23 protein-coding genes and 2 pseudogenes are annotated in these 25479 nt (G+C 63.4%); 12 read left to right on the forward strand and 13 right to left on the reverse strand.

What is annotated here, in order from left to right:
• Positions 1-748: 748 nt before the first annotated feature.
• Positions 749-1774 (reverse strand): annotated as a pseudogene (locus N7590_RS05705) (YifB family Mg chelatase-like AAA ATPase); the annotation flags it as partial.
• A 271-nt stretch (positions 1775-2045) separates the two neighbouring features.
• Here N7590_RS05705 and N7590_RS05710 point away from each other — a divergent pair.
• Positions 2046-3257 carry a substrate-binding domain-containing protein gene (locus tag N7590_RS05710; protein WP_164241601.1) on the forward strand — a complete coding sequence of 404 codons (1212 nt, stop codon included), beginning with the start codon at positions 2046-2048 and terminating at the stop codon, positions 3255-3257.
• Positions 3258-3380: 123 nt separating this feature from the next.
• On the opposite strand, the gene N7590_RS05715 is transcribed toward N7590_RS05710, so the two are convergent.
• The gene (locus N7590_RS05715) at positions 3381-3737 is read right to left on the reverse strand and encodes a hypothetical protein (protein ID WP_006474723.1); all 357 of its coding nucleotides are present in this window, start codon (positions 3735-3737) and stop codon (positions 3381-3383) included.
• Positions 3738-4206: 469 nt separating this feature from the next.
• The gene (locus tag N7590_RS05720; protein ID WP_239544296.1) at positions 4207-4968 is read right to left on the reverse strand and encodes an OST-HTH/LOTUS domain-containing protein; all 762 of its coding nucleotides are present in this window, start codon (positions 4966-4968) and stop codon (positions 4207-4209) included.
• Between the two features lie 3 nt (positions 4969-4971).
• Here N7590_RS05720 and N7590_RS05725 point away from each other — a divergent pair, with 3 nt between their 5' ends.
• The 3 genes from N7590_RS05725 (at position 4972) to N7590_RS05735 (ending at position 6350) form a co-directional block, all read left to right on the forward strand.
• Positions 4972-5178: a hypothetical protein gene (locus N7590_RS05725; RefSeq protein ID WP_164241593.1), complete on the forward strand. Its 207-nt coding sequence runs from the start codon at positions 4972-4974 to the stop codon at positions 5176-5178.
• Positions 5179-5326: 148 nt separating this feature from the next.
• The gene (locus N7590_RS05730; RefSeq protein WP_164241599.1) at positions 5327-5929 is read left to right on the forward strand and encodes a DUF998 domain-containing protein; all 603 of its coding nucleotides are present in this window, start codon (positions 5327-5329) and stop codon (positions 5927-5929) included.
• Between the two features lie 19 nt (positions 5930-5948).
• Positions 5949-6350 carry a hypothetical protein gene (locus N7590_RS05735; RefSeq protein WP_279935229.1) on the forward strand — a complete coding sequence of 134 codons (402 nt, stop codon included), beginning with the start codon at positions 5949-5951 and terminating at the stop codon, positions 6348-6350.
• A gap of 1255 nt (positions 6351-7605) precedes the next feature.
• On the opposite strand, the gene N7590_RS05740 is transcribed toward N7590_RS05735, so the two are convergent.
• From N7590_RS05740 to arsH, 3 genes and pseudogenes are all read right to left on the reverse strand, one after another.
• On the reverse strand, positions 7606-8229 hold the full coding sequence (locus N7590_RS05740) for a tyrosine-type recombinase/integrase (RefSeq protein WP_164241597.1): 624 nt from the start codon (positions 8227-8229) through the stop codon (positions 7606-7608).
• A 218-nt stretch (positions 8230-8447) separates the two neighbouring features.
• Positions 8448-12227, reverse strand: a complete 3780-nt coding sequence (locus tag N7590_RS05745; protein WP_279935231.1) for a hypothetical protein — start codon at positions 12225-12227, stop codon at positions 8448-8450.
• A gap of 651 nt (positions 12228-12878) precedes the next feature.
• Positions 12879-13608 (reverse strand): annotated as a pseudogene (arsH, locus tag N7590_RS05750) (arsenical resistance protein ArsH).
• A gap of 17 nt (positions 13609-13625) precedes the next feature.
• On the opposite strand from arsH, the gene N7590_RS05755 reads away from it, so the two are divergent.
• Genes N7590_RS05755 through arsB form a run of 3 tightly spaced genes read left to right on the forward strand, consistent with a single transcriptional unit; the run spans position 13626 to position 15542 of the window.
• A complete protein-coding gene (locus N7590_RS05755; protein ID WP_164241625.1) occupies positions 13626-13955 on the forward strand; it encodes a metalloregulator ArsR/SmtB family transcription factor in 330 nt (109 codons plus the stop codon).
• Positions 13956-13992: 37 nt separating this feature from the next.
• Positions 13993-14496, forward strand: a complete 504-nt coding sequence (locus tag N7590_RS05760; protein ID WP_164241596.1) for an arsenate reductase ArsC — start codon at positions 13993-13995, stop codon at positions 14494-14496.
• A 14-nt stretch (positions 14497-14510) separates the two neighbouring features.
• Positions 14511-15542, forward strand: coding sequence for an ACR3 family arsenite efflux transporter (arsB, locus tag N7590_RS05765; RefSeq protein WP_164241595.1), 1032 nt, complete (start codon positions 14511-14513; stop codon positions 15540-15542).
• Between the two features lie 107 nt (positions 15543-15649).
• Here arsB and arr read toward each other — a convergent pair whose 3' ends face one another.
• Both arr and N7590_RS05775 read right to left on the reverse strand, forming a co-directional pair.
• Entirely contained in the window at positions 15650-16084 is a 435-nt protein-coding gene (arr, locus tag N7590_RS05770; RefSeq protein WP_164241594.1) for an NAD(+)--rifampin ADP-ribosyltransferase, read from the reverse strand.
• A gap of 126 nt (positions 16085-16210) precedes the next feature.
• Positions 16211-16462, reverse strand: coding sequence for an accessory factor UbiK family protein (locus tag N7590_RS05775; protein WP_049456468.1), 252 nt, complete (start codon positions 16460-16462; stop codon positions 16211-16213).
• Between the two features lie 154 nt (positions 16463-16616).
• On the opposite strand from N7590_RS05775, the gene N7590_RS05780 reads away from it, so the two are divergent.
• Positions 16617-16955: a P-II family nitrogen regulator gene (locus N7590_RS05780; RefSeq protein WP_005411374.1), complete on the forward strand. Its 339-nt coding sequence runs from the start codon at positions 16617-16619 to the stop codon at positions 16953-16955.
• A gap of 220 nt (positions 16956-17175) precedes the next feature.
• Here the strand turns inward: N7590_RS05780 and N7590_RS05785 are convergent, their stop codons facing one another.
• Complete coding sequence (locus N7590_RS05785) at positions 17176-17835, reverse strand: RIO1 family regulatory kinase/ATPase (protein ID WP_164242815.1); 660 nt, start codon at positions 17833-17835, stop codon at positions 17176-17178.
• A gap of 435 nt (positions 17836-18270) precedes the next feature.
• On the opposite strand from N7590_RS05785, the gene N7590_RS05790 reads away from it, so the two are divergent.
• Entirely contained in the window at positions 18271-19176 is a 906-nt protein-coding gene (locus N7590_RS05790) for an aspartyl/asparaginyl beta-hydroxylase domain-containing protein (protein WP_040009311.1), read from the forward strand.
• A 123-nt stretch (positions 19177-19299) separates the two neighbouring features.
• On the opposite strand, the gene speE is transcribed toward N7590_RS05790, so the two are convergent.
• Positions 19300-20154 carry a polyamine aminopropyltransferase gene (gene speE, locus N7590_RS05795; RefSeq protein ID WP_164242814.1) on the reverse strand — a complete coding sequence of 285 codons (855 nt, stop codon included), beginning with the start codon at positions 20152-20154 and terminating at the stop codon, positions 19300-19302.
• A gap of 191 nt (positions 20155-20345) precedes the next feature.
• Between speE and speA the strand changes: the two genes are divergently transcribed.
• Complete coding sequence (gene speA, locus N7590_RS05800; RefSeq protein ID WP_049456466.1) at positions 20346-22235, forward strand: arginine decarboxylase; 1890 nt, start codon at positions 20346-20348, stop codon at positions 22233-22235.
• A 43-nt stretch (positions 22236-22278) separates the two neighbouring features.
• On the forward strand, positions 22279-22599 hold the full coding sequence (locus N7590_RS05805) for a DUF6122 family protein (RefSeq protein ID WP_006474656.1): 321 nt from the start codon (positions 22279-22281) through the stop codon (positions 22597-22599).
• Positions 22600-22658: 59 nt separating this feature from the next.
• On the opposite strand, the gene N7590_RS05810 is transcribed toward N7590_RS05805, so the two are convergent.
• The 3 genes from N7590_RS05810 to N7590_RS05820 are packed head-to-tail and all read right to left on the reverse strand — an operon-like array spanning position 22659 to position 24933.
• Positions 22659-23987, reverse strand: a complete 1329-nt coding sequence (locus N7590_RS05810; protein WP_164242813.1) for an ATP-binding protein — start codon at positions 23985-23987, stop codon at positions 22659-22661.
• Positions 23984-24643, reverse strand: a complete 660-nt coding sequence (locus tag N7590_RS05815) for a response regulator transcription factor (RefSeq protein ID WP_053511752.1) — start codon at positions 24641-24643, stop codon at positions 23984-23986. The genes N7590_RS05810 and N7590_RS05815 overlap by 4 nt, the downstream gene beginning before the upstream one ends.
• A complete protein-coding gene (locus tag N7590_RS05820; protein WP_053511753.1) occupies positions 24643-24933 on the reverse strand; it encodes a PepSY domain-containing protein in 291 nt (96 codons plus the stop codon). The genes N7590_RS05815 and N7590_RS05820 overlap by 1 nt, the downstream gene beginning before the upstream one ends.
• Before the next feature lie 143 nt (positions 24934-25076).
• Here N7590_RS05820 and N7590_RS05825 point away from each other — a divergent pair.
• The coding region (locus tag N7590_RS05825; protein WP_279935236.1) for a PepSY domain-containing protein at positions 25077-25479 on the forward strand (403 nt) is incomplete at its 3' end.

The raw sequence follows: 25479 nt of genomic DNA on the forward strand, positions 1-25479 counted from the left end.
ACTGACTAATAATTTTGCCGGCGTGCTTCGGGGTGCTCGTACCTAGTGCGAAATCGATGATTGATGGGCAGCTGCTGTGACGACGCTGAGTGGTCCAAAGCGGCCGATAGCTGTGACGCGTGGGTCGGCATCTTGTGATGGGCTCCGACGTTACGAAGTACTGTATGGATAAGCCCAAGCTCGCGTCCAACGGTCATTCAAAGTGAGGAGCAGGGCGCGACCTCAATGTGTATTTCGATGGTGAGTTTAGCCACGGCACATGGCAACACCGTAGTAGCTTCCGGGCAGATCCCCGAGCGCAGCGAAGAGTGTTCCGAACAGGGCCATTGTGAAGCCGGTCTGATTGATGTGTTGGCGAAGTGTTGTCCCGTCGCTCAGCTCATGGCAGACCTTTGACTGATCAGCCGCAATGTATCCCTGCACAAGAACTGACAATCCGATGTAAATCGCTCCGATTCTCTGCGGCCAGCACAGATCACCGAACAGTCTCGCTACTAGTACGCAAACTAGCGGCATTCCGAAGGCAAGCAGAAATGCGAGGGGAATGATGTACTTTCGGACGGGCTTGGTTCCTGGAATGCTCACGGCAATAGCTAAGATTACTCAGTGACCCCTTTGGGGGCTGTGGCAATCATAAAGTATCCGTCGCGACTGCTCGGTGCTCTTTGCCGTCTGCCGTGAAGAACTGGTCGGCTCGATTGGTCATCCCTGACGACCTAAATGCCTATATGGTGAGATTCCTCACAAAAGCGGCCACCAGTTGGAAGCGTGCGGGGTACTGCACGCTACGCGCCGCGCGCGCGATACGGATATGCCCGGATTCCAACGGCTCACGCAGCGTCTCCAGTGCGCTGCGGTTCCATTCCGGAAGCTCATCCAGGAACAGCACCCCATGATGCGCCAGCGAAATCTCGCCGGGGCAGGGTGGGTTGCCACCACCTACCAGCGCCGCCGCACTCGCACTGTGGTGCGGCGCCCGGAACGGACGCTGCCGCCAGCGGCGCGGGTCCAGTCCTTCGCCACTCACAGAGGCAATCGCCGCCAGCTGCAAAGCCTCGGCTTCCTCGGTATCCGGCAGCAGGCTGGGCAGGCGCGAGGCCAGCAGCGTCTTGCCGCAGCCCGGGCTGCCGATCAGCAGCAGATGATGCCCACCGGCTGCGGCCACTTCCAGTGCGCGCCGTGCATGCGCCTGCCCGCGCACGTCGGCCAGATCCGGCAGTGGCAACGGCGTTGTGTCCACACGCTCTACTGGCGGCAGCAGGCGTGGGTTCCCCAACCCGGCGCAGCATTCCAGCAACGTACGCGCTACCCGCACATCAGCGTGCTCGGCCAGCGCAGCCTCGGCGGCATTGCCCGGTGGTACCACCAGGATGCGCCCGGCTTCAGCGGCTGCAATCGCCGCGGGCAGCGCACCGGCCACCGGCCGCAGCTCGCCGGTCAGGCCAAGCTCGCCCAGGAACTCGTACTGAAGCAGCGCCTGCGGATCGACCTGGCCACTGGCCGCAAGGATGCCCAGCGCAATCGCCAGATCGTAGCGGCCACCCTCCTTGGGCAGATCGGCAGGCGCCAGGTTCAAGGTGATGCGCCGTTGTGGAAAATCGAAGCGCGCACAGAGCAGCGCCGCGCGCACGCGCTCGCGTGATTCGCGCACGCTGGCTTCTGCCAGGCCGACAATCTGGGTGGCGGGCAGGCCACCAGAGAGATGCACTTCCACCCGCACCAGCGGGGCATCGACCCCGGCGCGGGCGCGACTATGGACCAGCGCCAGGCTCATATGTGGTTTCCTGCGGAGGGGACGCTCGATGGTGCGGCAGGCGCTCCGCAGGCAGCTATCGGGGAATGCTGGCGAAGCGGCTAGGAGGATTCCGGCAGCCGGCTTTCGAGAGTGGTCGCTCGCCATCCGGTTCCTCCACAGGTTTATTAAAGCCTCTGTCATTCTTTCAGACCAGGATCTACCTGACGCCATGGAAGGAGGCTCCTGGCGATCGCGCGCAATCAGCCGGTGCCTCGTTTGCCCTTCATTGACGAAGCAAACCTCTCAGGAGATGCACATGTACGTGCCAAAGACTCTGGTGGCCTTGATCGTGGCCGCCGCACTCGCCCCTGTTGATTCGGCATCTGCGCAGGCCCTGGTGAAGGGAGGAGGCGCCTCAATGCCCGCGTCTCTGTACAAGGGAGCGACGGACAACATCCTGCCGGCAGAATTCAGCTATGTCGTGCTGGGCTCCGGCAATGGGAAGCGTGCGTTCCTCAACAATGAGCCCGCGCTGCTGCAGACGACCGGAACGGTCCATTACGCAGGCAGTGACGCGGTGCTGACCAGTACCGAGCTGGCGGCGTACAACAGCACCTACAATTCCTACCGGTCCGGCAACGCCTATGGGCCGCTGATACAGATCCCCGTTGCGCTGGCTCCGATCATCGTTCCGTTCAACAAGCCTGGTGGCGTGCTGGACCTGACGGTTTCCCAGCTCTGCGGAGTGTTCTCCGGCAGGATCACCCGCTGGGATCAACTGCCGGCGGGAGGTCGGACGGGGCAGATCACTGTCGTCTACCGGGCGGAGAGCAGCGGCAGCAGCGAGATCCTCACCTGTTTCCTCACCGCCGCCTGCCAAACGAGCGACGTCTCGGGCACAACGCTGAAATCCAGTGGCTGGGGTCTGGTGCCCTCGTTCTCGGCGCAGCCCACGTTCGCCAACCTGTTCGTTGGCAACACGGTACCGTCCAACTTCTTGGCTGCGCCAGGGCCGGGGGACGTTGCGCTCTACAATGCGGTCCTGGTTGGAGACGGTCGGATTGGCTACACCGGGCCGGATGTCGTTGCGAACCTCAGCGATGCGACCAAGGTTGCAACCGTGAAGGGATACTCGCCTGCCGAAGTCAGCCTGCAGGCGACCATCGAAACCGTCTCGCCGCCAACCGGAGCGGCCGCCAATGATCCAGCCAACTGGGTGCCTGTGTTCGGCAACCCCTCGGTGGGTTATCCCATCGTTGGGCTTACGAACCTGATCATCGGCCAGTGCTACCAGAACCGGATGGTCGGCAACAGCCTGCGCAGATTCCTGCTCACGCATTATGGAAGTGCCCAGGTCGGAGGGGTTGAGCAGGGTCGAAACGATGTTGCCGTTCGAAGCCACGGCTTCTACCCGTTGCCCAACAGTTGGCGAAATGCGATTCGCACGCGCTTCGCACTGGCTGGCAATGCGGCTGGCCTGAACAATCCGGCGGTCTGCAACGGCATCGGGCGTCCGCTCTAGTGAGCGTGCGGGACGTGGAGTGCGCAAGTGCCGGCGGCCAGGTCGGCACTTGCTGTTCCGCGGCATGCCTTGCCCAAACAGATGGACGAGGCCTGACAGTTGGGCGCTCGATCCGCCGCGCCTTCAATCCCTGGGCCGCATCCGCTCGTGGATGAAAGCAGTAAGTGCAATATCGGCCATCACCAGCCCCTCCATCACCCGGTCGCCCACGTACTGCTCGGGCTCGCCGTTCTGGCGCGTGCGTTCGGCCGCCAGCAGGATCTCCTGCACGATGCGCTGGCCCGTGAGTGCGCAATCGGCGTCGGACAGGGAAATCTGCCGGCTGCGCAGCAGGTGGCGCTCGGGCCAGGGCTGGCCGTCGGCCGCAGCGCCCGCGCCAATGGCGTGCAGGACGGCGATGAGGCTGGTGGGGTCCAGGGCAGGGCCAGGTGACGGCGGCTGCTGGATGGGGCGCGGGGGAGGGGAGTGCGGCTTGGTCATGTCAGGCTCCGTGCATGTAGGCAGAAGCCGCCACCGATAAGGGTGGCGGACGGGGCATGGCTCGAAAACCGGATGTTGGGAACCGGCGGGTACAAGACCCCCACGCCCCGCCCGCCATAGCTGGCAGACGGATTGCCAGCCGGCACCACGCAGGGTGATGCCGGCTGGCAAGCGCAAACTACTTCCCAACGACGGGTTTTCGAGGCCCGACCACCGATGCACGGTGGCGGGGTAACGATTACCTGCTGTTGGGAGGATTGCCAAGGGGTGGGGGCCAATGCCGCCAAAACCCGAGACGCTATCGGCATTGTCGCATAGCGTGGAAAGGGGCAAGAGCCTTGGCGCGTCAGGCGGAACGGCACTTCTGGAACGGAGTCGTCAGATCCTTCGGCCAGAGACGCAAGGCGCGGCAAATGCGACAGAACTTGGTAGGCGACGGCGTATGGCGGCTATCGCCAGCAGAGCCTGGTCAGCCCGTCGACTCAGGCCGCTCGCGAAACCACGCTCCCCGTTGGCCGTTGTGCGCGAAGTCGCGCAGCTCGAATTGACGGGAATCACGGATGACGTCCAGCCATTGGGCGCAGCCATACTTCCCGGGGGTTTGTTCCGGATGATGCTCTGCCATCCACAGAGCGGCTGTGTCCAGATTCACCCAACCGTCGATCGCCCGTTCTCGGAAGGCCTGTCTCAGCGCACTGACAATGCCGGCGATCGGCCAATGGATCTGCCCATCAGGCGCGATGCCGTTGACCAGAAAGTCATGGAACTCTGGGCTCTGCACCAGTTCAGCAAAGGCTGTCATGCCCTGCGCCATATCTGCGGCAAGCGTGCGCAGTTGTTCAAACTGCCGATCGATCTCGGTGCAAGCGTGCCTGAGCGCATCCTGGGCCCTGACGCATTCATCGATAGTCCGGATGTCGTACTGCTCGAAGAAGTGGTGAACGAGCGTATTCCTGAGGTTCACCAGCGCGCGCAGATCCGTTTGCAGGGCCGCATGGGATTCCCCTGGCAGATTGATCCCTATGTGCAGGCCAAAAAGGCTTGAATCATGGTCGAGACCTGATGGGACGTCGGGAACTTCGCCGCCTTCCTTCAGCATGCATTCGGTAGTCAGGCGACCCACCAAAGCGCCCATGGTCTTGCCGCCGATCTCAGTCCTGCGGTTGTTCAAGCTCTTTGGGAGTGTTTCCGGCGTACCCGACAACTTCTGAAAGGCCAGCATGGACTTCATCAGTTGCTCGCACTGTTGAAGGCGCAGAATGCAACGACCGACAAGCCGTTGCACTTCGTGCTGCGCACCGGCAATGTCATTCGGGTCGATTACGGACATGGCAAATCTGAGCATGGGTCTCGCCAACTGTACCGCTTCGGCGGAGAGAAGCGCAGGCCGGGGCGCGAGCCGGCCGAGGCTGTTGTCCGCTTCTCTTCCGGGCGTGAGTGACTTCCTGCCTATTGACCCGAAGGACCGCCACACACATCTTAACTACAAGTGTAGTCATCGCAGGGCGATCCTGCCCGCAGCAGGAAGTCTTTGCGGGATTTGAACGGATTCCATCCCCCGGCGCAGGCCGTTACAAGGATCACTGCACGTGTTACGCCGCAATCGACTTCTTCTGTCTGCAGGTCTGGTCCCGCTTCCGTGGTTCCTGTTCTGGACCAGCGTTGCCGCCGTGTTCGCGCCAGGCTACAGCCCGCTTGCACAGCACGCCAGCGAGTTGCTGCAGGCACCAACGACCGCAAGCATCTGCGCCAGGATTGCCGCCATCGGCTCCGGCGTGGGCTTCGTGGCGTTTGCCATCGGGGTATGGCGGGAGTCCGGCCGCCGGATTGCCGTAGGCGCGCTCTGCTGGATGATCTTTGGCGTCTCGATGTTGACCAACGGGCTCTGGCCCATGGGCCATCCGATGCACGGCTTCTACACCATCGGCATCGCCAACATCATTGCGCCGGCGATGTCGCACATCGAGTTGAGCGCGTGGTCTGCCCACCGAAGGGCGTACGCCGTGACCGCTATGGTGAGCATCGCGGGCATCGTCTATCTCTGGTTGAACGTGGTGGGGGCGGACCCGGAGGGCTTCAGGGGGCTGACCCAGCGCCTGTTCTCGTCCATCAACTCGCTGTGGCCGTTCCTGGTTGCGTTGTATCTGGTGCGCAGGGATTCAAGTGCGCTGAAGGCGCAGCCGGCGCTTTGATGGAAAGGCATGCAGGCACGTGGACAGCTATTGGGCGTGTGGAGATGAAAAGGGGATGAGGATCTTTCGCCGTCAGCTGATCTACGTTCAAGTGCACCAGGACCACTTCATTGCCCGCGTGGTCGGTGGAGACAGGACCATCCGTCGCCAGTGTCATGCACTTGGCAATCGTGCGGGGCCGATCAAGGACTTCTCCACTCTCCGGCCCCAGCTCAAGGCGATCTTCTCGGAACTCATGCCTGGGTTATCTCTCGTCAAGTCGTGGGGGCTTCTGCACTTTGATCCGGTCGAGTATCCGGTCACGAAGGAAGAATTGGCTGGGTTCCAAAAGGCTGCCATGCAAAGCGGCGTGAGCTTCTGCTTTCTCTCCACGTGGGAGCAGCGGCATGAAGACAAGGATCTGTTGGAGATGTTCAAGTAGGGGCCGGCACGAGAATTCCTTCAGGTCCAAACTGTTTCGTGATTGGGAGTGGCTGAAGTACTGCGAGCGTCAGCTTCTGGCCGAAAGCGGACGTGGCGGGGCTTGGCCCGGTCCACATGGAAGTCCGGGCGGGCGCAACCCTCGCGTTACGTCAGCAGCTACTGCCATCATGTGATACCGGTCGAGGAGCTCGACAGGGTCGGCAACCTGGAGCCTTGATCAATGGGCACTATGACCGTAGCATCAGGCGATCCAAGCGCGGTGGTAGGGCTGCTCACTGTAGAGCACGGCAGCTGTGACTGTGCACGGCACCCGCTTGGTAAGGGAAGGCCGACGTAACCAAGCGTTAGGCAGACAGATCAACTTTGGTGGGATCATGAAAAAGGATGTCGCACATTACGTATGGCGGAGCATCGCAGTTCTGGTGTTCTGCGCGGTCTTAATCGCTACTTGTTTGAGCTTACATGCTAATCCGCAACCGAAATGGTTTGATTGGGTAGCGGCGGCGCCAGTGTTGTACATCATTTTTAGTCTGGCGTTTTTCAAGAATGATAGCGCTCTTGTCGAAGAGCTTGACTCAATCTTGGCTCGAATCAAAAGAGCTTTCAGCAAGACTTCGTAAGGGGTTTGGCGCGCCTGCGTTACGACTTGCAGTTGTAGCGCAAACTCCTTGCATCCGTATCAACTGGAGCTGCTTCAGATCAGTGGGGCATCGGAGTGAATGTTCCGCAGTGGGCAGGGGCGTGATGATAGAGCTTTCCATCTCAACGATCAGATCAACGCCTATCATTGTCTACGCCTTAGCGCTGGAAGACGGCTGCTTTTACGTGGGTCAGTCCTGCAAGTTCATAGAACGGATCGCCGCGCACTTTGATGGAAAGGGATCTGCCTGGACAAGACGTCACCGACCGGTCGCAGTTCTGTGTGCAAAGACGGTCCGGACGCGCGATTGGAAAGTCGCTGAGCGATTTGAGAACAGGTTAACTGTCTTTCTAATGGCCAAACATGGCTGGCAGAAGGTGCGCGGTGGTTTTTGGTCCAACATCTGCGAGAAATCAACCCGCGGCGGCCTGATTCACCACGGGAAAACCCACGTCCTCTAGCCGCCTCCAAGCAGCGGTCGCAGGGCGGCCCCGAGCAGGACAGGCTGGGACTGGGAGATGGTTGGGATTAGCACTCGTTATCAGGGGGAGGGTAAAGGTCTGCTTCTGGCCGATCCTCGACATTCTGCAGGACGAGGATCAGCTTTCCGGGCTCAGACGTCAGTCCGCTCGGCGATCTCCAAGGCGTCCTCCACGTCTATGCCCAGATTGCGAACGGTACTCTCCAGCTTCGTATGCCCACGCAAGAGCTGAACGGCCCGAAGGTTTCGCGTGCGTCGGTAGATCAACGAAGCTTTGGTCCTGCGCATCATGTGCGTGCCGTAGGAGCCCATCTCGAGGCCGGCGTCTTCCACCCAGCGATGGACGATCCGGGCGTACTGCCTCGTCGACAGGTGGGATGATTCCGCCACGCGGCTGCGGAACAGGAAATCCGAGGCTTTGAGGTCGGCATAGGCGATCCAAGCCTGGACGGCCTCGCGATTCGATTGGGTGATCTCGAACTGGACAGGTCGCCCCATCTTTTGTTGCATCACGATTGCGCGAGATGCTATCTGGCCGCCATGCGAGACGTCAGATGCCCGAGGCTTGACCAGATCGCAGGCGCGTAGCTTCGAATCAATCGCTAGGTTGAACAGAGCGAGGTCGCGGATCTTGTGGCCGAGCTGAAGTCTGATCCGGATAGCCCAAATGCCTTTCAGCTTCAGTGGAGCCTTCTGGCCGACTAGTTTTCCTTCGTTCCAAGGCTCGAAGGGTTGAGGTGTGTGAATAATTACCATGGCCAACTTCCGGTAGAGGGATGGGCCAGCGTTCGCCTAGCTCGAGAAGCTGGGGGTGTTGCGACCCTAAGCAGCCGTCCGGCAGCGGTGTGCCAAAACCTGCCATTCGCCCAGCGCGAAGCCCTCGGCAGAAATGCAAAGGGCGGCGGGTCCGGCCTAAGACTCCGCGAGAGCCGCGATCGGCGTCAGAGCCCCGCTGAGGATGCTCGGATCAGCAGCTATTCGAAACTCTGTTCACCTTCCCGATCGCGCTTGCTCTCATGTTCGATCCAGCGGTCCAGTTCGGGCAGAATGTCGGCGACCCATTGCCGAACCTCGCCTCCGACATTGTCACCCAGCGTTGAGATAGCTGCGCGACGCCGAACCAGAATATCGGCGAGCGAGCCACACCAGCTGCGCGGATGCAGCCGCGACCACGTATCACCGAGAAACGCCCGCTTGTCTCGCGCGTGGCCCAATATTTCCAGGAAAAGCGTGGAGACATCATTCTCCTCTTCACCCTGCCGCCGCTTGAACATGGAGATGCTTTTGCCAAGCAGCGGATAGCGCCGATCCGGATCGATATTCGCCCACTGAACAAGTGTCTCGGCGCCGACATCCTCCACCGGCGTGCCAGACCCAAAGCCCCCCTCAAACAGTCCCCGATTACTCGGCCGGAGCTCAGGAAGCAGGAATTCGTCGAGAGCGATGAGGGGGTGCGTTTCGAAGAGCGCCTTCAGGACATAACCGATATCGTAGGACGAGAGATAGACGGTCTCCAGCCCGACTCGGACCCGCGCGCAGATCTCGCGCAGCGTCGCCGCACCATCAGGTCCGGCGCAGCAGACCCGTATGACGGTATGCAGCCCGAAATCGCGAAGCGACTGCTTCTTCCCGAAGTCTGCGCGCAGCAGCAGCTCACGGCCGACGGCAATCAAGGATGGAGCGTGTTGTCCGCCCTCCTCCCGATCGCGGTAGAAGTGCATGTGAAGGATATCGAGCGCGATCTCCACGCCGTCGGCGAGACTGGCGATGTCGGTGAGCAGCGGGCCAAGCGCGTCGGGTGGAGACTCGCCGACGCTGCCATTGGCGATGCTGTGAAAAGTCCGCGCCGACAGGACGCCACGTTCAATCGCGCGCCGAAGCCGCGCAATGCCCTGAGTGTCGATAGCAACACGCGCCTGAAGATATGGCAAGCTCGCGGCGAGATCGGGATTCTCGATCACATCCTCCAGCGCGGCGTCGGCGAAGGCCGAATCCCTGGCGTGTGCGCCATAGATGAACCCGCCCAGCACCGTCGCATTCCGGCTTTCCACATCGGCGGCAGAAAAGAGGCCCAGCAGTTCCCGCCACATCGAATCAAGATCGGCGGCGCCATCCGACAGGCCGGTGCCGCACTCGTAGGCGCGCTGCGGATGTTGTTCGACGAGCAGTTCGGCGATGAAGGCAGCGCGCGTCTCCGGATCGTGCGCGAGCGCGGCTCCGATCTCCTTCGCGAGCTGGGAGGCGCGCTCATACGGCTTCATGACATCGCCGTCGTCGACATCACCGTCAGCGACATCCCAGCCGAAACTGCTGCGCCCCAGTACCACCGCACGGGCCTGATGGAGAAGATCGGTGGGTTTCAGGCGGTCGATGAGCGCGGTGAGACGCGCGCGCACCTCATCAGGCATAGCGTCGCCCTCGAAGCGCAGCGCTGTGCGGAAGCCGCTCCACCCCTCGATCCAGGGCCGCTCGGAAGAGAAGTGGGTCGCTGCCCGTTCGAGCGCATCGTGACAGGCGCCGAAATGCCACAGCTCCCTTACGCTATGGGCAAGGTGGTCCCGGGTATTCTCGATGATTGGCGAAAGCTCGACCGCCAAGTCGACCGCGCCGTTGTACCAGGCCCAGATGTCGCCATTGGTCAGCGGGTGCCAGCCATAGTCGCGTGACCGGGCGCCGAAGTCGAAGTCGCTGGATGAACTGAAATAGTGCGCCTTCAGCAGCGCATCGAGGGCGACGCCGGCGCAGCGCATCAAAGCCGGATCACCAGATTGCGCAAACCGGCGCACAAGCGATCGCCGCTGGTCCGGCAAAGCCTTGGTGCCGGACAGGTGCAGGTGAAACAGCTCGGCGAACATTTCCGATGCCGAGTTCTTGTTGTGATTGGGCGGTTCGGCGGAAAGGAACCGGGCAAGCAATGTCGCCGCGCGGTCGAATAGCGGTGGATCGTAAGCGAGGAGCTTGATCAACCGTATCCACCGCCACCGGTCGCTCGACTGCGGATCGAGTATCTCGGCGCCGCGTGGCCCAGTTACGTCTCGCTCGATCCTTGCGAGTACGGCATCCGGTGCGACCGGAGCGATATTCGTGATGATCTGGAGGCCGTCTTCGCCCAACGCCGCGAGATCGCCAAGAAGACCGTCGGCACCGAGCCAGCGCACGACCGCGGCCCGTGCCTCGGCGCTGTCGTGCAGATAGCCGAGGCGGCGCGAAAGGGACTTCTGCATCCGCGCCGTGAGCGACGCGCAGAAGCGGTCGAAATCGGCCGGGGGCATGCGTTCGAGGGCGAACCCGGCGAGCGGGTTGGCGATCGCGTGCGGCAGGATCGCACGCCACCTTCCGCGCAGCTGCGCGATCCCGCGCTGACGAAGCGTGTTCAGCGCCGCATACATCGTCGCCACGGAAGCGCCGCGAATAGCAGCAACCCGCGCAAGTTCGCCGCTTTCCGACGTGTCTTCGCCATCGATCGAATAGAGCAGCGCAAGGTCTTCGGCGGCGGAAAGGAGATCCCGGTCGGGCTCGTTGCGCTGGTGAAAAATCCGCTCGAAGAGGTCACGGCTCTTGAGCTTTCCCAAGGTCTCGCCTTTCCCGAGGGTTTCGGCGATGGCGCGCGCCACGCGGAAATTGCCGTCGCTGAATTCCGATATCGTGCGCCGGTCCACCTGCGTCATATTGGGGAAGGTCTTTTCCAGCCACAGTTCCACCATTTCGGGCGGTGCTGATTGCAGGCGAAAGACCTCGGTACGCTCGGGCTCATCGTCGCGAACATCATATTCGACCGTGAGGAGGCTGACCTGGCTCCCCGCTTCCGAACAGATGCGGGCAAGTTCGCTGTGTGTCGCCGGATTGCAGTTATCGACGATCAGGATCGCACGTTGCCGTGCGATAACTAGCTGGCGCGCCATGTCCCGGGCGGTCGGGTTAGTCTCGACCGAATAGTCGGTATAAACGGCAAGCCCCGGGTCCAGCGGCGCCTCACCGACACCATCCTCGAACAGTGCCTGCACGAGACGAGTCTTTCCGAGACCGGACAAGCCGATCAACCGGATACATTGGCGAGCTTGGGTCAGAGAGACGCGAAGCCGGGCGAGACCCTCGCCGATGGTGAGGTGCTCGCGGTCGCTCGTTCGCTCATCAGTTAGGCAAGCCTTGTCATTGAAGAGATAGGGCGTCTCCTCGCTCACGCCGACGCCGCACCAATCGCCGATGCTGCTCCAGCCCGACACACCGATGCCGAGCCGCATGCGGACCCAGGCGGCAATCCCGGGATAGTGATTGACCCATGTAGCCAGCCGGTCGCGATCGTAGAAGTCGCTATGCAACTGCCCGGCCTCAGGCAGATCATCGAGCTGCGCCCGGATCGCATAGCGACGATCACTCAGCGGCTTGTCTGCGACCGACCCTTGCGCGCTGACGATGATGTAGGCGCCCGAGCGAGTGGCGAGTTCGGCGATGACCGGCCGTAGTACGCCGCCAGGACGCATCTCATTGCGGATTGCACTCGCCGGCATGTCGGGCTTCTTTACCTGAAACCCTGTGTGCTGGCTCGGCACGAAATCCGGCATCGGCAGTGCGGACGGGCACTCGACCCGGACATCAAGCCCGCCATCGGCCGCATCCTGATTGCCGCCAGCGGTCACCGACGAACTGGGGCAACCCTGCGCCCGCAATTCTGCCAAAGCGAGACGTGCGACGAGTGTCCGTAGATCGGCGTCATTGAGGTCGGCGACTTGTGCGCCAGTAATTTCGAACATCATTCTTCCCCCCCTTTCATCAAGTATAGGAGAGCATGCGGGAGAATAAAGAGCGGTCAAGCGATAGCTGGTCCGCCACGGCCGCGACGAACTTCCAGTTGTTCCATCGCCACGCATGATGCCTGCGACTGGCTTGCTGAGCTGGCGCTCCAGCGCCGGTGGCCACGGCACGAGCGCGAACTCGCGCGATCCGGCGGAAAGGCTGTTGGGTCGCCATCTGCGCGATTTCTTCTAGGTGCGGAGCACCTGAAGCGTCTCGAGGTGCTTTAGCGCCGCGTTATCCAGTCTGCTCGTGAAGAAAAAGCGTTTGCCTTTCACGTCGCCGGAGAACTTCTTGAACCGATTGACGGTGACGCTGGCATCGGCGCCGCCGGTGGTGCTGCTTGTGCTGTTTCCTCGAGAATGATCGGCGGCCTCGAAAGGGCCAGCCTGAACGAATGTCCATTCAGCACGATTTGCGGCTCAGAAGCAGTCAGGGTGGTTCCAGCCCAGTTTTCGCCTTTTCCCGTAGGTCGCCCCGGTGATAGCCGAATGTCAGCTATTGGCCGATAGCGGACATAGCCTCCAGCACCTGCTTCTGATAAGCCGCAGCTGGGTACTTTCCATGTGCAGTAGCGGCGGCCACGCTTTGATCGGCAGCGTGGCCGCTGAGCATCAAGAGGCTGTAGCCCCAGCCGTCCGAGCCAACGCAATCGCAGCATCGTCACCCTTTCGTTCGCTGTAGCGATCCACCAGGTAGTCCGACCGCCCTCGCGTTAGCAGTGTGAACTTCACCAGCTCCTCCATCACGTCCACTACGCGGTCGTAGTATGGGGATGGTTTCATTCGCCCATCGTCATCGAACTCCTGCCAAGGCTTTCGCCACCGATGACTGGTTGGGAATGGTCACCATGCGCATCCAGCGGCCGAGCACCCGCAGGGTGTTGACCGTATTGAACGATTGGGAGCCACCGCTCACCTGCATCACCGCCAGCGTCCGGCCCTGCGTGGGGCGCACGCTGCCATCTTCCAACGGCAACCAGTCGATTTGATTCTTGAACACGCCGGTAACGGTTCCATGTCGCTCTGGCGAAACCCAGACCTGTCCCTCGGACCACTGTGACCATTCCCGCAGCCGCTGAACTTCGGGGTGGCTCTTGTCCACGCTGTCCAGCATAGGCAGCCCATGGGCATCGAACACACGGGTCTCGCAACCCATGTGGTGCAGAAGTCGCTCGGCTTCCAGGGCCAGCTTCCGGCTGAACGACTGTGGTCTCAGCGAGCCGTAAAGGAGCAAGATCCTCGGCGGACCCTGGTCCGCGGCAGCGAGAAGCCGGTGGTCGGGCCGCGGCAGCGAGGCCACCGCCAGGTTTGGTAGTTCGGCACTTGTAATTGGCTCATTCATTCGATTATTCTAGAAATATGGAAACATCAAATGCAATCTCTGCTCTGACAGCCCTGGGCCATGCCACCAGGCTGGCCGCCTTCCGCCTGCTGGTGGAAGCTGGACCAGCGGGGCGCATGGCTGGCGACATCGCTACGGCCCTGCAGGTACCGCCGGCAACACTGAGCTTCCACCTGAAAGAGTTGGTACAGGCCGGCCTGGTGGAGAGCGAGAGCCAAGGCCGGAACGTCTGTTACCGCGCGAACTTCGCTGCCATGACTGGCTTGATCGAGTACCTCACGCACAACTGCTGCGCAGGCTCGCCAAGCGAGCAATGCGTGCCGACTTTTCCCGAGTGCAAGTGCTGAAACCGCACGTTCCCTTTCCTGCCAAAGCGATTGCACGATGACACGTAACGTCTTGTTTCTCTGTACTGGTAATAGTGCGCGAAGCGTCCTTGCTGAGGCCACGCTACGCGCGTGGGGCGGCAAAGATTTCAACGCATTCAGTGCCGGCAGTCAGCCTGCGGGCTCCGTCAATCAGTTTGCCCTCGCACAGTTGCAGGCCGAAGGGATGCCCATTGCTGGACTGCGCAGCAAGTCATGGGATGAGTTCGTGGATGCCGCGCCAATGGACCTGGTAATCACCGTATGCGATTCAGCAGCCGCAGAGTCCTGCCCACTGGTGTTTGGGGACTTCATCCGCAGCCACTGGGGCTTGCCGGATCCGGCTACGGTAGAAGGCACTGATAGTGAGAAGGCTGCAGCGTTTGCACGCGCTCACACCATCGTGAAGATTCGCCTGCGTGCTCTACTGGCGTTGCCAGAAACGCTATGGAAGGATCGCTTGGCGCTTCAAAGCGCGCTGGACCAAATCGGCCAGTTGCAGCCGATCGACGCCTCCCCGTGAAGCCGCGTCCAGCCATGGGCCTGTTCGAGCGCCACCTGACTCTGTGGGTGGCGCTGTGCATTGCGGCCGGGACCTTGCTTGGCCATTTCCTGCCAGGCGCCTTTGCCACGCTTGCATCGGCGGAGGTGGCCAAGGTCAACCTGCCGATCGCGGTGCTGATCTGGTTGATGATCATCCCGATGCTGCTGAGGGTGGACTTCGGTGCCATGCGCCAGCTGCAGCAGCATTGGAAAGGTATCGGGGTTACGTTGTTCATCAACTGGGCTGTTAAGCCCTTTTCGATGGCACTGCTGGGGTGGGTATTCCTTCGCCACGTCTTCGCAGATTGGTTGCCTGCTGGGCAGACTGACAGCTACATCGCTGGCCTGATCCTGCTGGCAGCTGCGCCTTGCACTGCGATGGTGTTCGTGTGGAGCAACCTGTGCCGTGGCGATGCGAATTTTACGCTGAGCCAGGTTGCGCTGAACGACGCGATCATGGTCGTTGCCTATGCCCCGGTAGTTGCGCTGCTGCTGGGAATTTCCTCGATCACGGTTCCATGGGACACGCTGCTGTTGTCCGTTGGGCTGTACATCGTCGCGCCCGTAGTGGTGGCTGCGCTGCTACGGCAGTGGATGCTTTCGCGCAACGGGAACAGTGGTCTGCAGATTGTGCTGCACCGGCTCGGGCCCGTTTCGCTGTCTGCCCTTCTGCTTACTCTGGTGCTGCTGTTCGGCTTCCAAGGACAGCAGATCGTCAAGCAGCCCCTGGTCATCGCACTCATCGCCGTCCCCATCTTGATCCAGGTCTACTTCACCTCAGGCCTGGCCTATCTCCTGAACCGTCGCCTAGGTGTAGCTCACTGCGTTGCTGGACCATCCGCACTGATTGGAGCGAGCAACTTCTTTGAGCTGGCGGTGGCCACGGCCGTGGCACTGTTCGGGGTGCATTCGGGAGCCGCACTGGCCACGGTAGTGGGCGTACTGATCGAAGTGCCGGTAATGCTGTCGGTGGTTCGCATCGTCAACCGGACTCAAGACTGGTATGAGATGAGGAACGGGCTCTGACAGAGCAACGCTCTCAACATAGTGTCCGCTCTTGGCCGAAAGCGGACATCGTTCGACGACCTGCTGCATTGATCTTCCGTCAGCCAAAGCACGGGTCTCTCCTTCCATCAATTGATGATCTCCCCACTCCCCGAAGCAACAAACGCCCTCAACTGCCGAACGAACTCCGCGTCGTACAGCTCCCACTCCGTAATCTCCCCCACAATCCGCAATGGCTGCGCACTCCGATACGACCGGGTCGGGTTCCCGGGAAACTTCTTGTTGGTGACATTCGGATCGTCTTCAAACGGCCCGGTCGGCGCCACCACATACACACGCGGTCGCCCTTCACCCTTGGCCATCTCCGCAGCCAGCCCGGCGCCCTTGGCAATCGTGGTGAAGTAGATGTGGTTCATCACCACACCGTCGCGATAGTTGGAGCGGAAACCCGCGCTCAGCAGCTCGCCCATCGCGAGGTCGGCGCGGGTGCCGTGATAGAACGGTCCGGCGACCTGGTCGCAGGTGTCATGCGAAATGGGTGTCCATTCGGTGTCCGGCGCCATCGGCACTGCCCCTCGCTGTCCTGTCGGATCGACAGGCCGGCGAGTCTAGGGCGCCGGCAGGGCCTTGCGGCAAGGCCCCATCCGCGAAATACTCTGTAAGTGGGAGGCGCAGTGCGCCTCCTTTTTTCATTCTGCGGCGCCGCGCCCTTCCAGCTCGCGCACGGCCGTTTCCAGCGCATCCAGCTTCTCGCGGGTCTTCAACAGCACGGCGCGCTGCACTTCGAACTCCTCGCGGGTGACCAGGTCGAGCTTGGCCAGGCCGGCCTGCAGCGCGCTCTTGAAGGTGGCCTGCAGTTCCTCGCGCGATTCGCGCAGGCCCGGCGGCACCAGGTCGCTGAGGCGACGGGCAAGGTCATCGATGTGGTTCAGGTCGATCATGGGGGGCTCCGTGGGGGTGGGCCCGTGCATCCGGCGCGGGCAGGCCAATCGGCACAAGGATACTGCCGGCACCCACTGCCCGGACAGGCCGCAGCGGCTTCGCACGGGCCGCGTTCAGGCGCTATCCTCCACGCCGGAAGACAGGAGATAGACGATGAAGATGGTCATGGCGGTGATCAAGCCGTTCAAGCTCGACGACGTGCGCGAAGCGCTGGCCGAGCGTGGGGTCACCGGGATCACGGTGACGGAAGTGAAGGGCTTTGGTCGCCAGAAGGGCCATACCGAGCTGTACCGTGGTGCGGAGTACGTGGTCGACTTCCTGCCGAAGGTGAAGCTGGAAGTGGCGGTGACCGATGACCAGGTGGAGGCGGTGGTTGAGGCCATCGTGAAAGCTGCGGGCACCGGCAAGATTGGTGACGGCAAGGTGTTCGTCTACGACCTGGGCAGCGTGGTGCGTATTCGTACCGGTGAGTTGGACGCGGACGCGTTGTAACCCGGTTTTTGTGCGTATTCGGGCTGTAAAGCGGCTTTTGTAGAGTCGAGCTTGCTCGACTGAAGCGCAGAGCAGTCGAGCAGGCTCGACTCTACAAAGAGCGGCAGAGCAGTCGAGCAAGCTCGACTCTACAAAGAGCGGCAGAGCAGTCGAGCAAGCTCGACTCTACAAAGAGCGGTAGAGCGGTCGAGCAAGCTCGACCCCTACCAAAGAAAAGCATTCAGCGGCGCTTAGCCCACCTGTAGAACCGCTTCCAGCCCTGGCGCACGGCGGCCACCCAACCTGGGTCGGCCACCAGCGCGGCCTGCGCGGCGCTCGGCGCCTGGCCAGTCACGCGCTGGCGGATCTTCAGCAGGTTCTTCATGTCGCTGCGGCGCATCTGCCGGCTCAGCGGGCCGCGGCGCAACCAGCGGGGTACGCGCCAGGCCGAGGTGAAGTCCAGCAGCACGGGCACGCCGCCGCTGACCACCACGTTGGTGCCATGCAGGTCGTTGTGGGTGATGCCGGCCGCGTGCAGGCGGCTGAGCGCGTGCTGCAGCTGCTCGAACACATCGTTGCCGACGGCCTGCGCGGTGCTGAGGGTCTGTCCGGGAATGAACTCCATGCCCAGTGCCAGCCCACCGAGGGTGCCGAGCAGGGCCGGGGCGTGTTTCCAGCCGCCAAGGCGCTGCAGCATGCGCGCTTCACGGCGCACCATCAGCCGGGCGATCAGTGAAACCGGGGTGCCGCGGTAGCGGGAGTAGTCCTTGATGACCGCTTCGCGCCCGTCCAGGCAGGTGCGGTAGACGTCGGGGGCGAGGAAGCGCTTGCCGCGCTTGAGCAGCAGCGGCGCCGCGGCGTCATCGCCGCAGGAGGAGGGGGGCAGTGCAGGGAGATACATGTCGGGGTCTCGGTCGACCCGGTGGGTGGCGCAAAGCGTCAAGCGAACCGGTGTTACAGGAAGTTACTAAGCTTTCGTTAATTTTAGTACTCGCCAGTTCGCTAATCGACGATTTGTCGGAGAAATGTCGGGGTCGTGGCTGGAACAGTTCGTCACATCAAATCGGACATTTCTGTCTCACTTTGTTTGATGTTCTTTATGCATCAACAGGTTGGGCGCTCTTTCGGCCCCCTCCACCGCGTTCAGCTGAACGCGGCGCACGTCCGGCTTGACCCCGGCGCACGGCCTGCCGACCATAAGCTGTTAACCCGCGACATCGGCGGCCGCCCCCTCCGGCACGTCCCCGTCCCCTGCCGCGCTCCCCACCGGTGCTGGCCGCCAGGCCGTGCATCGCCCCGTTTCCCGTTCCGGCCGCGGCTGGAGGAAAGTGCTTTGATCATCAAAATCGTCATTGCAGCGCTGTTCGTGGCCTGCGTGCTGTACATCCACTTCCGTGGCAAGGTCCGCGCGCGCTGGTCGCGCCAGCTGCTGGACCACTCCAGTTTCATGGCCCCGATCAACGTGGTCATGTACATGTTCTCGAAGGTGCCGACCACGCCGTTCCTGGACCCGGCCAAGGAGTTCCCGCAGCTGGAGCCGCTGCGCCAGAACTGGCAGATGATCCGTGATGAGGCACTGGCGCTGCGCGATGCGCAGAAGATCGCCGCCTCCAGCACATTCAACGACGCCGGTTTCAACTCGTTCTTCCGTCGTGGCTGGAAGCGCTTCTACCTGAAGTGGTACGGCCCGTCGCACCCGTCGGCGAAGGCGATGTGCCCCAAGACCACCGCACTGCTGGAATCGCTGCCGGACGTGCGCGCGGCGATGTTCGCGCAGCTGCCGTCGGGCAGTGAACTGCGCCCGCACCGCGATCCGTTCGCCGGTTCGCTGCGCCTGCACCTGGGCCTGGCCACGCCGAACAACGACGGCTGCTACATCGAAGTGGACGGCATCAAGAAGAGCTGGCGCGATGGCGAGTGGATGATGTTCGACGAGACCTACATCCACCATGCGCACAACGAGACGCCGGATGACCGCGTGATCCTGTTCTGCGACATCGCCCGTCCGCTGCACTTCGGCCTGCCCGGCCTGTTCAACCGCGCGGTGGCGGCCACGCTGCTGGCCGGTGGTGCGTCGCCGAATCTGCCGGGTGACCCGACCGGTGGCGTCAACAAGGCGTTCGGCAGCGTGTACAAGGTGCGGCTGAAGGCCAAGGCGCTGCGCGAGCGCAGCGTGGTGGCCTACCAGTTGATCAAGTGGGGCCTGGTGGTGGCGGTGATCGCCGGTATCTGGGCGCTTTGATCGTTGCATGAGGTTGCCGGCCAGCGGCCGGCACTACCGGAACATGAAAAAACCCGCGCTGTTGCCAGCGCGGGTTTTTCTTTTGCATTGGTAGGTGCCAACCTTGGTTGGCACGCTTTCCGATCAGTTCTTCAGCGCCGCCTGTACGAACGGCGGGGTCACCAGCACGCCGGTGTGCAGCGCGGCGGTGTAGTACAGGGTGTTGAAGGTCTTGGCGGCCGAGTCGGCCTGGCGGAAGTCGAAGCTGCTGTCGCCCTTGCGCGCCATGGTCACGCTCCACCAGCCGGTGGGGTAGCACGGCTGCGGGAACGGCAGGGTCTTGAACGAGCCGAAGCCGGCCTTGCCCATCTCGGTGCGCATTTCGTTGATCAGGTCCAGCTGCATCAGCGGCGACTCGGACTGCTGCACCAGGATGCCGTCGTCCTTCAGGGCCTTGAAGCAGCTCTCGTAGAAAGCCTTGTTGAACAGGCCTTCACCCGGGCCGACCGGATCGGTCGAGTCCACGATCACCACGTCCACGCTGCCGGCCGGGCAGTTGGCCATGTAGGCCACGCCGTCGTCGAACAGCAGCTCGGCGCGGGCGTCGTCGTTGGAATCGCACAGTTCCGGGAAGTGCTTGCGCGCCATCACCGTGACCTGCTCGTCGATATCGCACTGGGTCACGCTCTCCACGCCCTTGTGCTTGAGCACTTCGCGCAGGGTGCCGCAGTCGCCGCCACCGATGATCACCACGCGCTTGGGCGCGGCGTGGGTGAACAGCACCGGGTGGCTGATCATCTCGTGGTAGAAGAAGTTGTCCTTGCTGGTCAGCATGATGGCCCCGTCGATGGTCATCAGGTTGCCCCAGTCGGTGGTCTGGAAGATCTCGATCTTCTGGAACGGCGACTGCACCTCGTCCAGCTTGCCGGTGATGCGATAGCCGATGGCCGAGCCGGTGCGCTCGAAGTGTTCGATGTACCAGTTGTTGCTGTCAGTCATTGGAAAACAGTCCTGTTCGGAGGGGTGAAGCCGGGCTGGCGGGCGGGGCCGCGTGGCACAGATGCCACATCCGGACGGATCGGCCCGTTCAGGTTGGAACCTGTCACGGGCGCGGGCGCGCATGATAACGAACCTGTGGGCATATAGGCGTTATCATGCCCCCCCTTTTATTGCCAACAAGGCCGACTGAAATGACCGATTGGTCCCTCGACCAAGCCCGCAAGACCTACTCGATCCCGCATTGGGCGGACGGTTACTTCGACGTGGATCAGGCCGGGCACATGGTGGTGAGACCGACCGGGGCGGACGGCCCGGTGGTGTCGCTGCCCAAGGTGGTCGATGCGGCGCGCGCGGGTGGGGCCAAGCTGCCGCTGCTGGTGCGCTTCCCGGACATCCTCGGCCAGCGCCTGGGCAAGCTGCAGGCGGCCTTCGGCCAGGCCCAGCAGGACTGGGAATACAGTGGCGGCTACACCGCCGTGTACCCGATCAAGGTCAACCAGACCCGTGGCGTGGCCGGCACCCTGGCCAGCCACCATGGCGAGGGTTTCGGCCTGGAAGCGGGCAGCAAGCCCGAGCTGATGGCCGTGCTGGCGCTGTCGCGCCCGGGTGGCCTGATCGTCTGCAACGGCTACAAGGACCGCGAGTACATCCGCCTGGCCCTGATCGGACGCAAGCTGGGCCTGCAGACCTTCATCGTCATCGAGAAGCCGTCCGAGCTGAAGCTGGTGCTGGAAGAGTCCAAGGCGCTGGACGTGAAGCCAGGCCTGGGCGTGCGCATGCGCCTGGCCTCGCTGGGCGCCGGCAAGTGGCAGAACAGCGGTGGCGACAAGGCCAAGTTCGGCCTGTCGCCGCGCCAGCTGCTGGACCTGTGGAAGTCGCTGCGTGACACCGAGTACGCCGACTGCCTGAACCTGCTGCACTTCCACATGGGCTCGCAGATCTCCAACGTGCGCGACATCGCCAACGGCATGCGCGAAGCCACCCGCTACTTCGTGGAGCTGTCGCGCCTGGGCGCGAAGATCACCCACGTAGACGTGGGCGGTGGTCTGGGCGTGGATTACGAAGGCACCCGTTCGCGCAGCTTCTGCTCGATCAACTACGGCCTGCATTCCTACGCCAGCAACATCGTGCAGCCGCTGGCCAATGCCTGCGAAGAGTTCGGCCTGACCCCGCCGCGCATCGTCACCGAGTGCGGCCGCGCGATGACCGCGCACCACGCGGTGCTGATCGCCAACGTCTCGGAAGTGGAAGAGGCGCAGGAAGGCCGCGTGCCGGACCAGCACGACGACGAGCCGGCGGCGATCCGCCACCTGCGCGAGATCCACGACGAGCTGGACGTGCGCCCGGCGGTGGAACTGTTCCAGGAAGCACAGCACTTCCACGCCGAAGGCCTGGCCAGCTACGCGCTGGGCCAGATTGACCTGCCGCAGCGTGCGCGCATCGACGATCTGTTCTACGCCATCGCCCACGGCGTGCGTGCGCGCCTGAGCTATGACGAGAAGAGCCACCGCCCGGTGCTGGATGAGTTGAACGAGCGGCTGGTCGACAAGTACTTCGTCAACTTCAGCGTGTTCGAATCGATCCCGGACGTGTGGGCGATCGACCAGGTGTTCCCGATCGTGCCGATCGAGCGCCTGGACGAAACCCCGGACCGTCGCGGCATCATCGCCGACATGACCTGCGACTCGGACGGCATGGTGGAAACCTACGTCGAGAACGAGAGCCTGGACAGCTCGCTGCCGCTGCACAAGATGAAGCCGGGCGAGAGCTATCGCATCGGTTTCTTCATGGTCGGCGCCTACCAGGAAATCCTGGGCGACATCCACAACCTGTTCGGCGACACCGACGCGGTGGAAGTGCTGGCCGATGCCGATGGCTATGCCATCACCCAGCAGCGCCGTGGCGATACCACCGACGTGATGCTGGACTACGTGGGCTACCGCCTGGACGAACTGCGTGCCACCTACGCACAGCGCGTGGCCGAGGCCCAGCTGTCGCCGGAACGTGCGCAGGAACTGTCGGACGCGCTGGAAGCCGGCCTGACCGGTTACACCTACCTGTCCGACGAACCGTTGGTCTGACGTCGAAGGAAACGCCGGGCATGGCCCGGCGCTGCCGGCCCTGATGAGCGCACGCGCGATCTTCCATCTGTTCCTGCATGCCGCCGTGCCAGCCCTGCTGGCATGGCTGTTCTGGCGCAAGCGTTTCGCTTCGGCGTGGCTGCTGATGCTGCTGGGCTGGATCATCGATCTGGACCACCTGCTGGCCGATCCGATCTACGCGCCGAACCGCTGCAGCATCGGCTTCCACCCGTTGCACACCGCGCCGGCCATCGCGGTCTATGCCGGTCTGTGCGTGCCGAAGAAGACGCGGTTGTTTGGCATCGGGTTGATGATCCACATCGTGCTGGACGCGATCGATTGCTGGTGGATGCACCACCGCTGATGGGTGACGCGCTGAGCCGAGCCCACGCCCGGCTGCGCCTGGGGCCGTCCGGCCCCGACCTAGTCAGCCGGCGCCAGCGGCAGTTCCAGCCGCGCGCGCAATCCGGGGTTTTCGTTCGACAGGCGCAGTGAGCCGCCGTGGCTGGCGGCGATGTCGGCTGCGATGGCCAGCCCCAGGCCGCTGCCTTCCACCCGTTCGTCCAGGCGCACGCCACGCTGCAACACACTTTCCAGCTTGGCCTCGTCCAGGCCGGGGCCGTCGTCGCGCACTTCAATGTGCAGCCGGTCCTGCTGGGCCAGGGCGCGCAGCCGCACCTCGTGGCGGGCCCACTTGCCGGCGTTGTCCAGCAGGTTGCCCAGCATTTCTTCCAGATCGGTCACGGCGCCGGCGAAGGCCAGCCCGGGGGCCACGTCCACCCGGAAGTGGATGCCGCGGCTGGCGTGCACGCGGGTCATCAGCCGGCACAGCGCTTCGGCGGCGGGGGCTACCTCGCTGCGCTGCCGGTGGTCCACCGCCAGGCCGGCGGCCAGATAGCGGTCGATGCTGGCGCGCATGCGCGCACCCTGTTCGTGCAGCGTACGCCGCCAGTCGCGGCCGTCGCCCTGTGTCTCGGCGGCCAGCACGCTCAGCGGCGTCTTCAGTGCATGGGCGAGGTCTTCCGCACTGCTGCGCGCACGCGCCACCATGCGCTGGTGGTGGTCGAGCAGGGCGTCCAGTTCATCGGCCAGCGGTGCGATTTCCAGATCGAGCTGGCGGCGGTCGATACGTTCGGCTTCGCCACGCCTGATGCGCTCAAGCTGCTGGCGCAGTCCGCGCAGCGGGCGCAGCCCGAAATGGACCTGGCTGGCCAGCACCGCCAGCCACGCGGCCACCAGCACCGCCAGCGCAATCGCGGTGCGTTGGCGGAACGCGGCAACATCGGCATCCAGTGCGCTGCGGTCGTTGGCCACCACGGCAACATAGGCCTGCGCCGCACGGGGCAGGCGCACCTGCTGCACGCGGGCACGCAGTGATTGCTGCATCGGCCCGGCCAGGTTGCGCTGGGTCGGGCCGTCGGCGGTGACGGCCAGGGTCTGGTCCCACAGCGAGCGCGACTGCAGCAGCACCTTGCCCTGCTGGTCCGCGATCTGCCAGTACGCACCGGAGAACACCCGCTGGAAGCGGGCGTCGTTCGGTTCCTGGCGCAGGCGCAGCTGCCCTTCCGGGTCCACTTCGGCCTGCGCCAGCAGGGTCAGCATGTCCTGCCGCAGTTCGTGGTCGAGGCGGTCACGCGCGCTGCGCTTGAACAGCTCGCCCAGCAGGACGCTGGCCAGTACCGAGACCAGCACCAGGCCGATGCCGGCGACCAGCAGCAGCCGGCGGCGCAGCGAAGGCTGGCGCGCGCTCATGCCTCGGCCAGCCGCCAACCCTGGCCGCGCACGGTATGGATGAGGTCGGTGCCCAGCTTGCGGCGTACCCGCCCGAGCAGGACGTCCAGCGCGTTGGAATCGGGATCGTAGCCGCCTTCGAAGACCTGCTCGCCGAGGCGGTCGCGGCTGATCACGCTGCCGCTGTGGTGGATGAAGTAGCTCAACACGCGGAACTCCTGCGGACTCAGCGCCAGCGCCTGCCCATCCAGCTCGAAGCGGCCTGCGTTGACGTCCAGCTGCAACGGGCCGCACTGCAGGCGCGGGCTGGCATGGCCATGGCTGCGGCGGATCAGCGCCCGCAGGCGCAGCACCAGTTCGTCGGCCTGGAAGGGCTTGGTGAGGTAGTCGTCGGCGCCGGCATCGAAGCCGGCCAGTTTGTCGTGCCAGCGCCCGCGTGCGGTCAGCACCAGCACCGGGAAGCTGCGGGCATTGCCACGCCAGCGCTCGATCACGCTCAGCCCGTCCAGGCCGGGCAGGCCCAGATCGACGATCGCGGCCTGCAGGTCCTCGACCTGGCCGATCTCCTCGGCCTGGCGCCCGTCGGCCACCGTCTGCACGACGTAGCCGGCCTGTTCCAGCAACGGCACCAGCCGTTGAACCAGCGCCGCATCGTCTTCGGCCAGCAGGATACGCATCAGTCGTCCAGCTCCGTCTTCAACAGCTTTCCATTGCGCGCATCATAATCCAGCTCCACCACCACGCCGTCGGTGCGCAGGATCTCCACCTCGTAGACGCCGTCGTCCAGCTCCACTTCCAGCAGCTGGCCCGGATAGCGCCGGAGCGCATCACGCACCACGCCTTCCAGCGGCACATAGCGGCCCTGCTGCACGGCACGGCGCGCGACCTGTTGCGCCGGGTCCTGCGTCGGAGCGGCAGCGTTCGGGGCGCCGGCCAGGGCCAGCAGCAGGGTGAGGGTGGGGAGCATCGTGACTGCGCCAGGAAGGGGAACCGGCGCGAGTATGCCGATGGCGACTAACCGTTGCCTAACAGCCGCGGCTAAGGCGCTGTTAACCGGGGCATGCATCGTGGCGGTGCCGGGATGATCCGGCCACGAACAGGAGAACCCCCATGTTGAAGTCGCTCACTCTCGCCACCGTCGCTGCGCTGGCCATCGCACCGGCCGCGCAGGCCGCACCGCTGGGCATGGCCCAGGTCGAACAGACCCTGCGCAAGGCCGGCTATACCCAGATCCACGAGATCGAGCGCGATGACGGCCTGTGGGAAGCCGACGTGAGCCGTGCCGATGGCCGCTTCAGCGAGGTCTATGTGGATCCGAAGACCGGCGAGATCTTTGATGAACACAGCAGCCGCGCGATGTTGACCACCGAGCAGGTGCTGGCACGGGCGCAGGCGCATGGCCTGCGCGAGATCCATTCGCTGGAACGTGACGGCGCGACCTGGTCGCTGGAAGCGCGCAATGCCCGCAACCAGAAGGTGGAGGTGCGCCTGAGCGGATATGACGGCCGCATCC

Origin of the sequence: Stenotrophomonas sp. GD04024 (assembly GCF_029837545.1) — a bacterium.
GTDB lineage: Bacteria > Pseudomonadota > Gammaproteobacteria > Xanthomonadales > Xanthomonadaceae > Stenotrophomonas > Stenotrophomonas forensis.

Coding starts and splice junctions, on each gene's coding strand:
- N7590_RS05740 (WP_164241597.1), bottom strand. CDS start 8,229: ATGGTAATTATTCACACACCTCAACCCTTCGAGCCTTGGAACGAAGGA.
- N7590_RS05785 (WP_164242815.1), bottom strand. CDS start 17,835: ATGTATCTCCCTGCACTGCCCCCCTCCTCCTGCGGCGATGACGCCGCG.
- N7590_RS05815 (WP_053511752.1), bottom strand. CDS start 24,643: ATGCGTATCCTGCTGGCCGAAGACGATGCGGCGCTGGTTCAACGGCTG.
- N7590_RS05760 (WP_164241596.1), top strand. CDS start 13,993: ATGACACGTAACGTCTTGTTTCTCTGTACTGGTAATAGTGCGCGAAGC.
- N7590_RS05715 (WP_006474723.1), bottom strand. CDS start 3,737: ATGACCAAGCCGCACTCCCCTCCCCCGCGCCCCATCCAGCAGCCGCCG.
- speA (WP_049456466.1), top strand. CDS start 20,346: ATGACCGATTGGTCCCTCGACCAAGCCCGCAAGACCTACTCGATCCCG.
- N7590_RS05810 (WP_164242813.1), bottom strand. CDS start 23,987: ATGAGCGCGCGCCAGCCTTCGCTGCGCCGCCGGCTGCTGCTGGTCGCC.
- N7590_RS05710 (WP_164241601.1), top strand. CDS start 2,046: ATGCACATGTACGTGCCAAAGACTCTGGTGGCCTTGATCGTGGCCGCC.
- N7590_RS05775 (WP_049456468.1), bottom strand. CDS start 16,462: ATGATCGACCTGAACCACATCGATGACCTTGCCCGTCGCCTCAGCGAC.
- N7590_RS05745 (WP_279935231.1), bottom strand. CDS start 12,227: ATGATGTTCGAAATTACTGGCGCACAAGTCGCCGACCTCAATGACGCC.
- N7590_RS05720 (WP_239544296.1), bottom strand. CDS start 4,968: ATGAAGTCCATGCTGGCCTTTCAGAAGTTGTCGGGTACGCCGGAAACA.
- N7590_RS05755 (WP_164241625.1), top strand. CDS start 13,626: ATGGAAACATCAAATGCAATCTCTGCTCTGACAGCCCTGGGCCATGCC.
- N7590_RS05805 (WP_006474656.1), top strand. CDS start 22,279: ATGAGCGCACGCGCGATCTTCCATCTGTTCCTGCATGCCGCCGTGCCA.
- speE (WP_164242814.1), bottom strand. CDS start 20,154: ATGACTGACAGCAACAACTGGTACATCGAACACTTCGAGCGCACCGGC.
- N7590_RS05780 (WP_005411374.1), top strand. CDS start 16,617: ATGAAGATGGTCATGGCGGTGATCAAGCCGTTCAAGCTCGACGACGTG.
- arr (WP_164241594.1), bottom strand. CDS start 16,084: ATGGCGCCGGACACCGAATGGACACCCATTTCGCATGACACCTGCGAC.
- N7590_RS05820 (WP_053511753.1), bottom strand. CDS start 24,933: ATGCTCCCCACCCTCACCCTGCTGCTGGCCCTGGCCGGCGCCCCGAAC.
- arsB (WP_164241595.1), top strand. CDS start 14,511: ATGGGCCTGTTCGAGCGCCACCTGACTCTGTGGGTGGCGCTGTGCATT.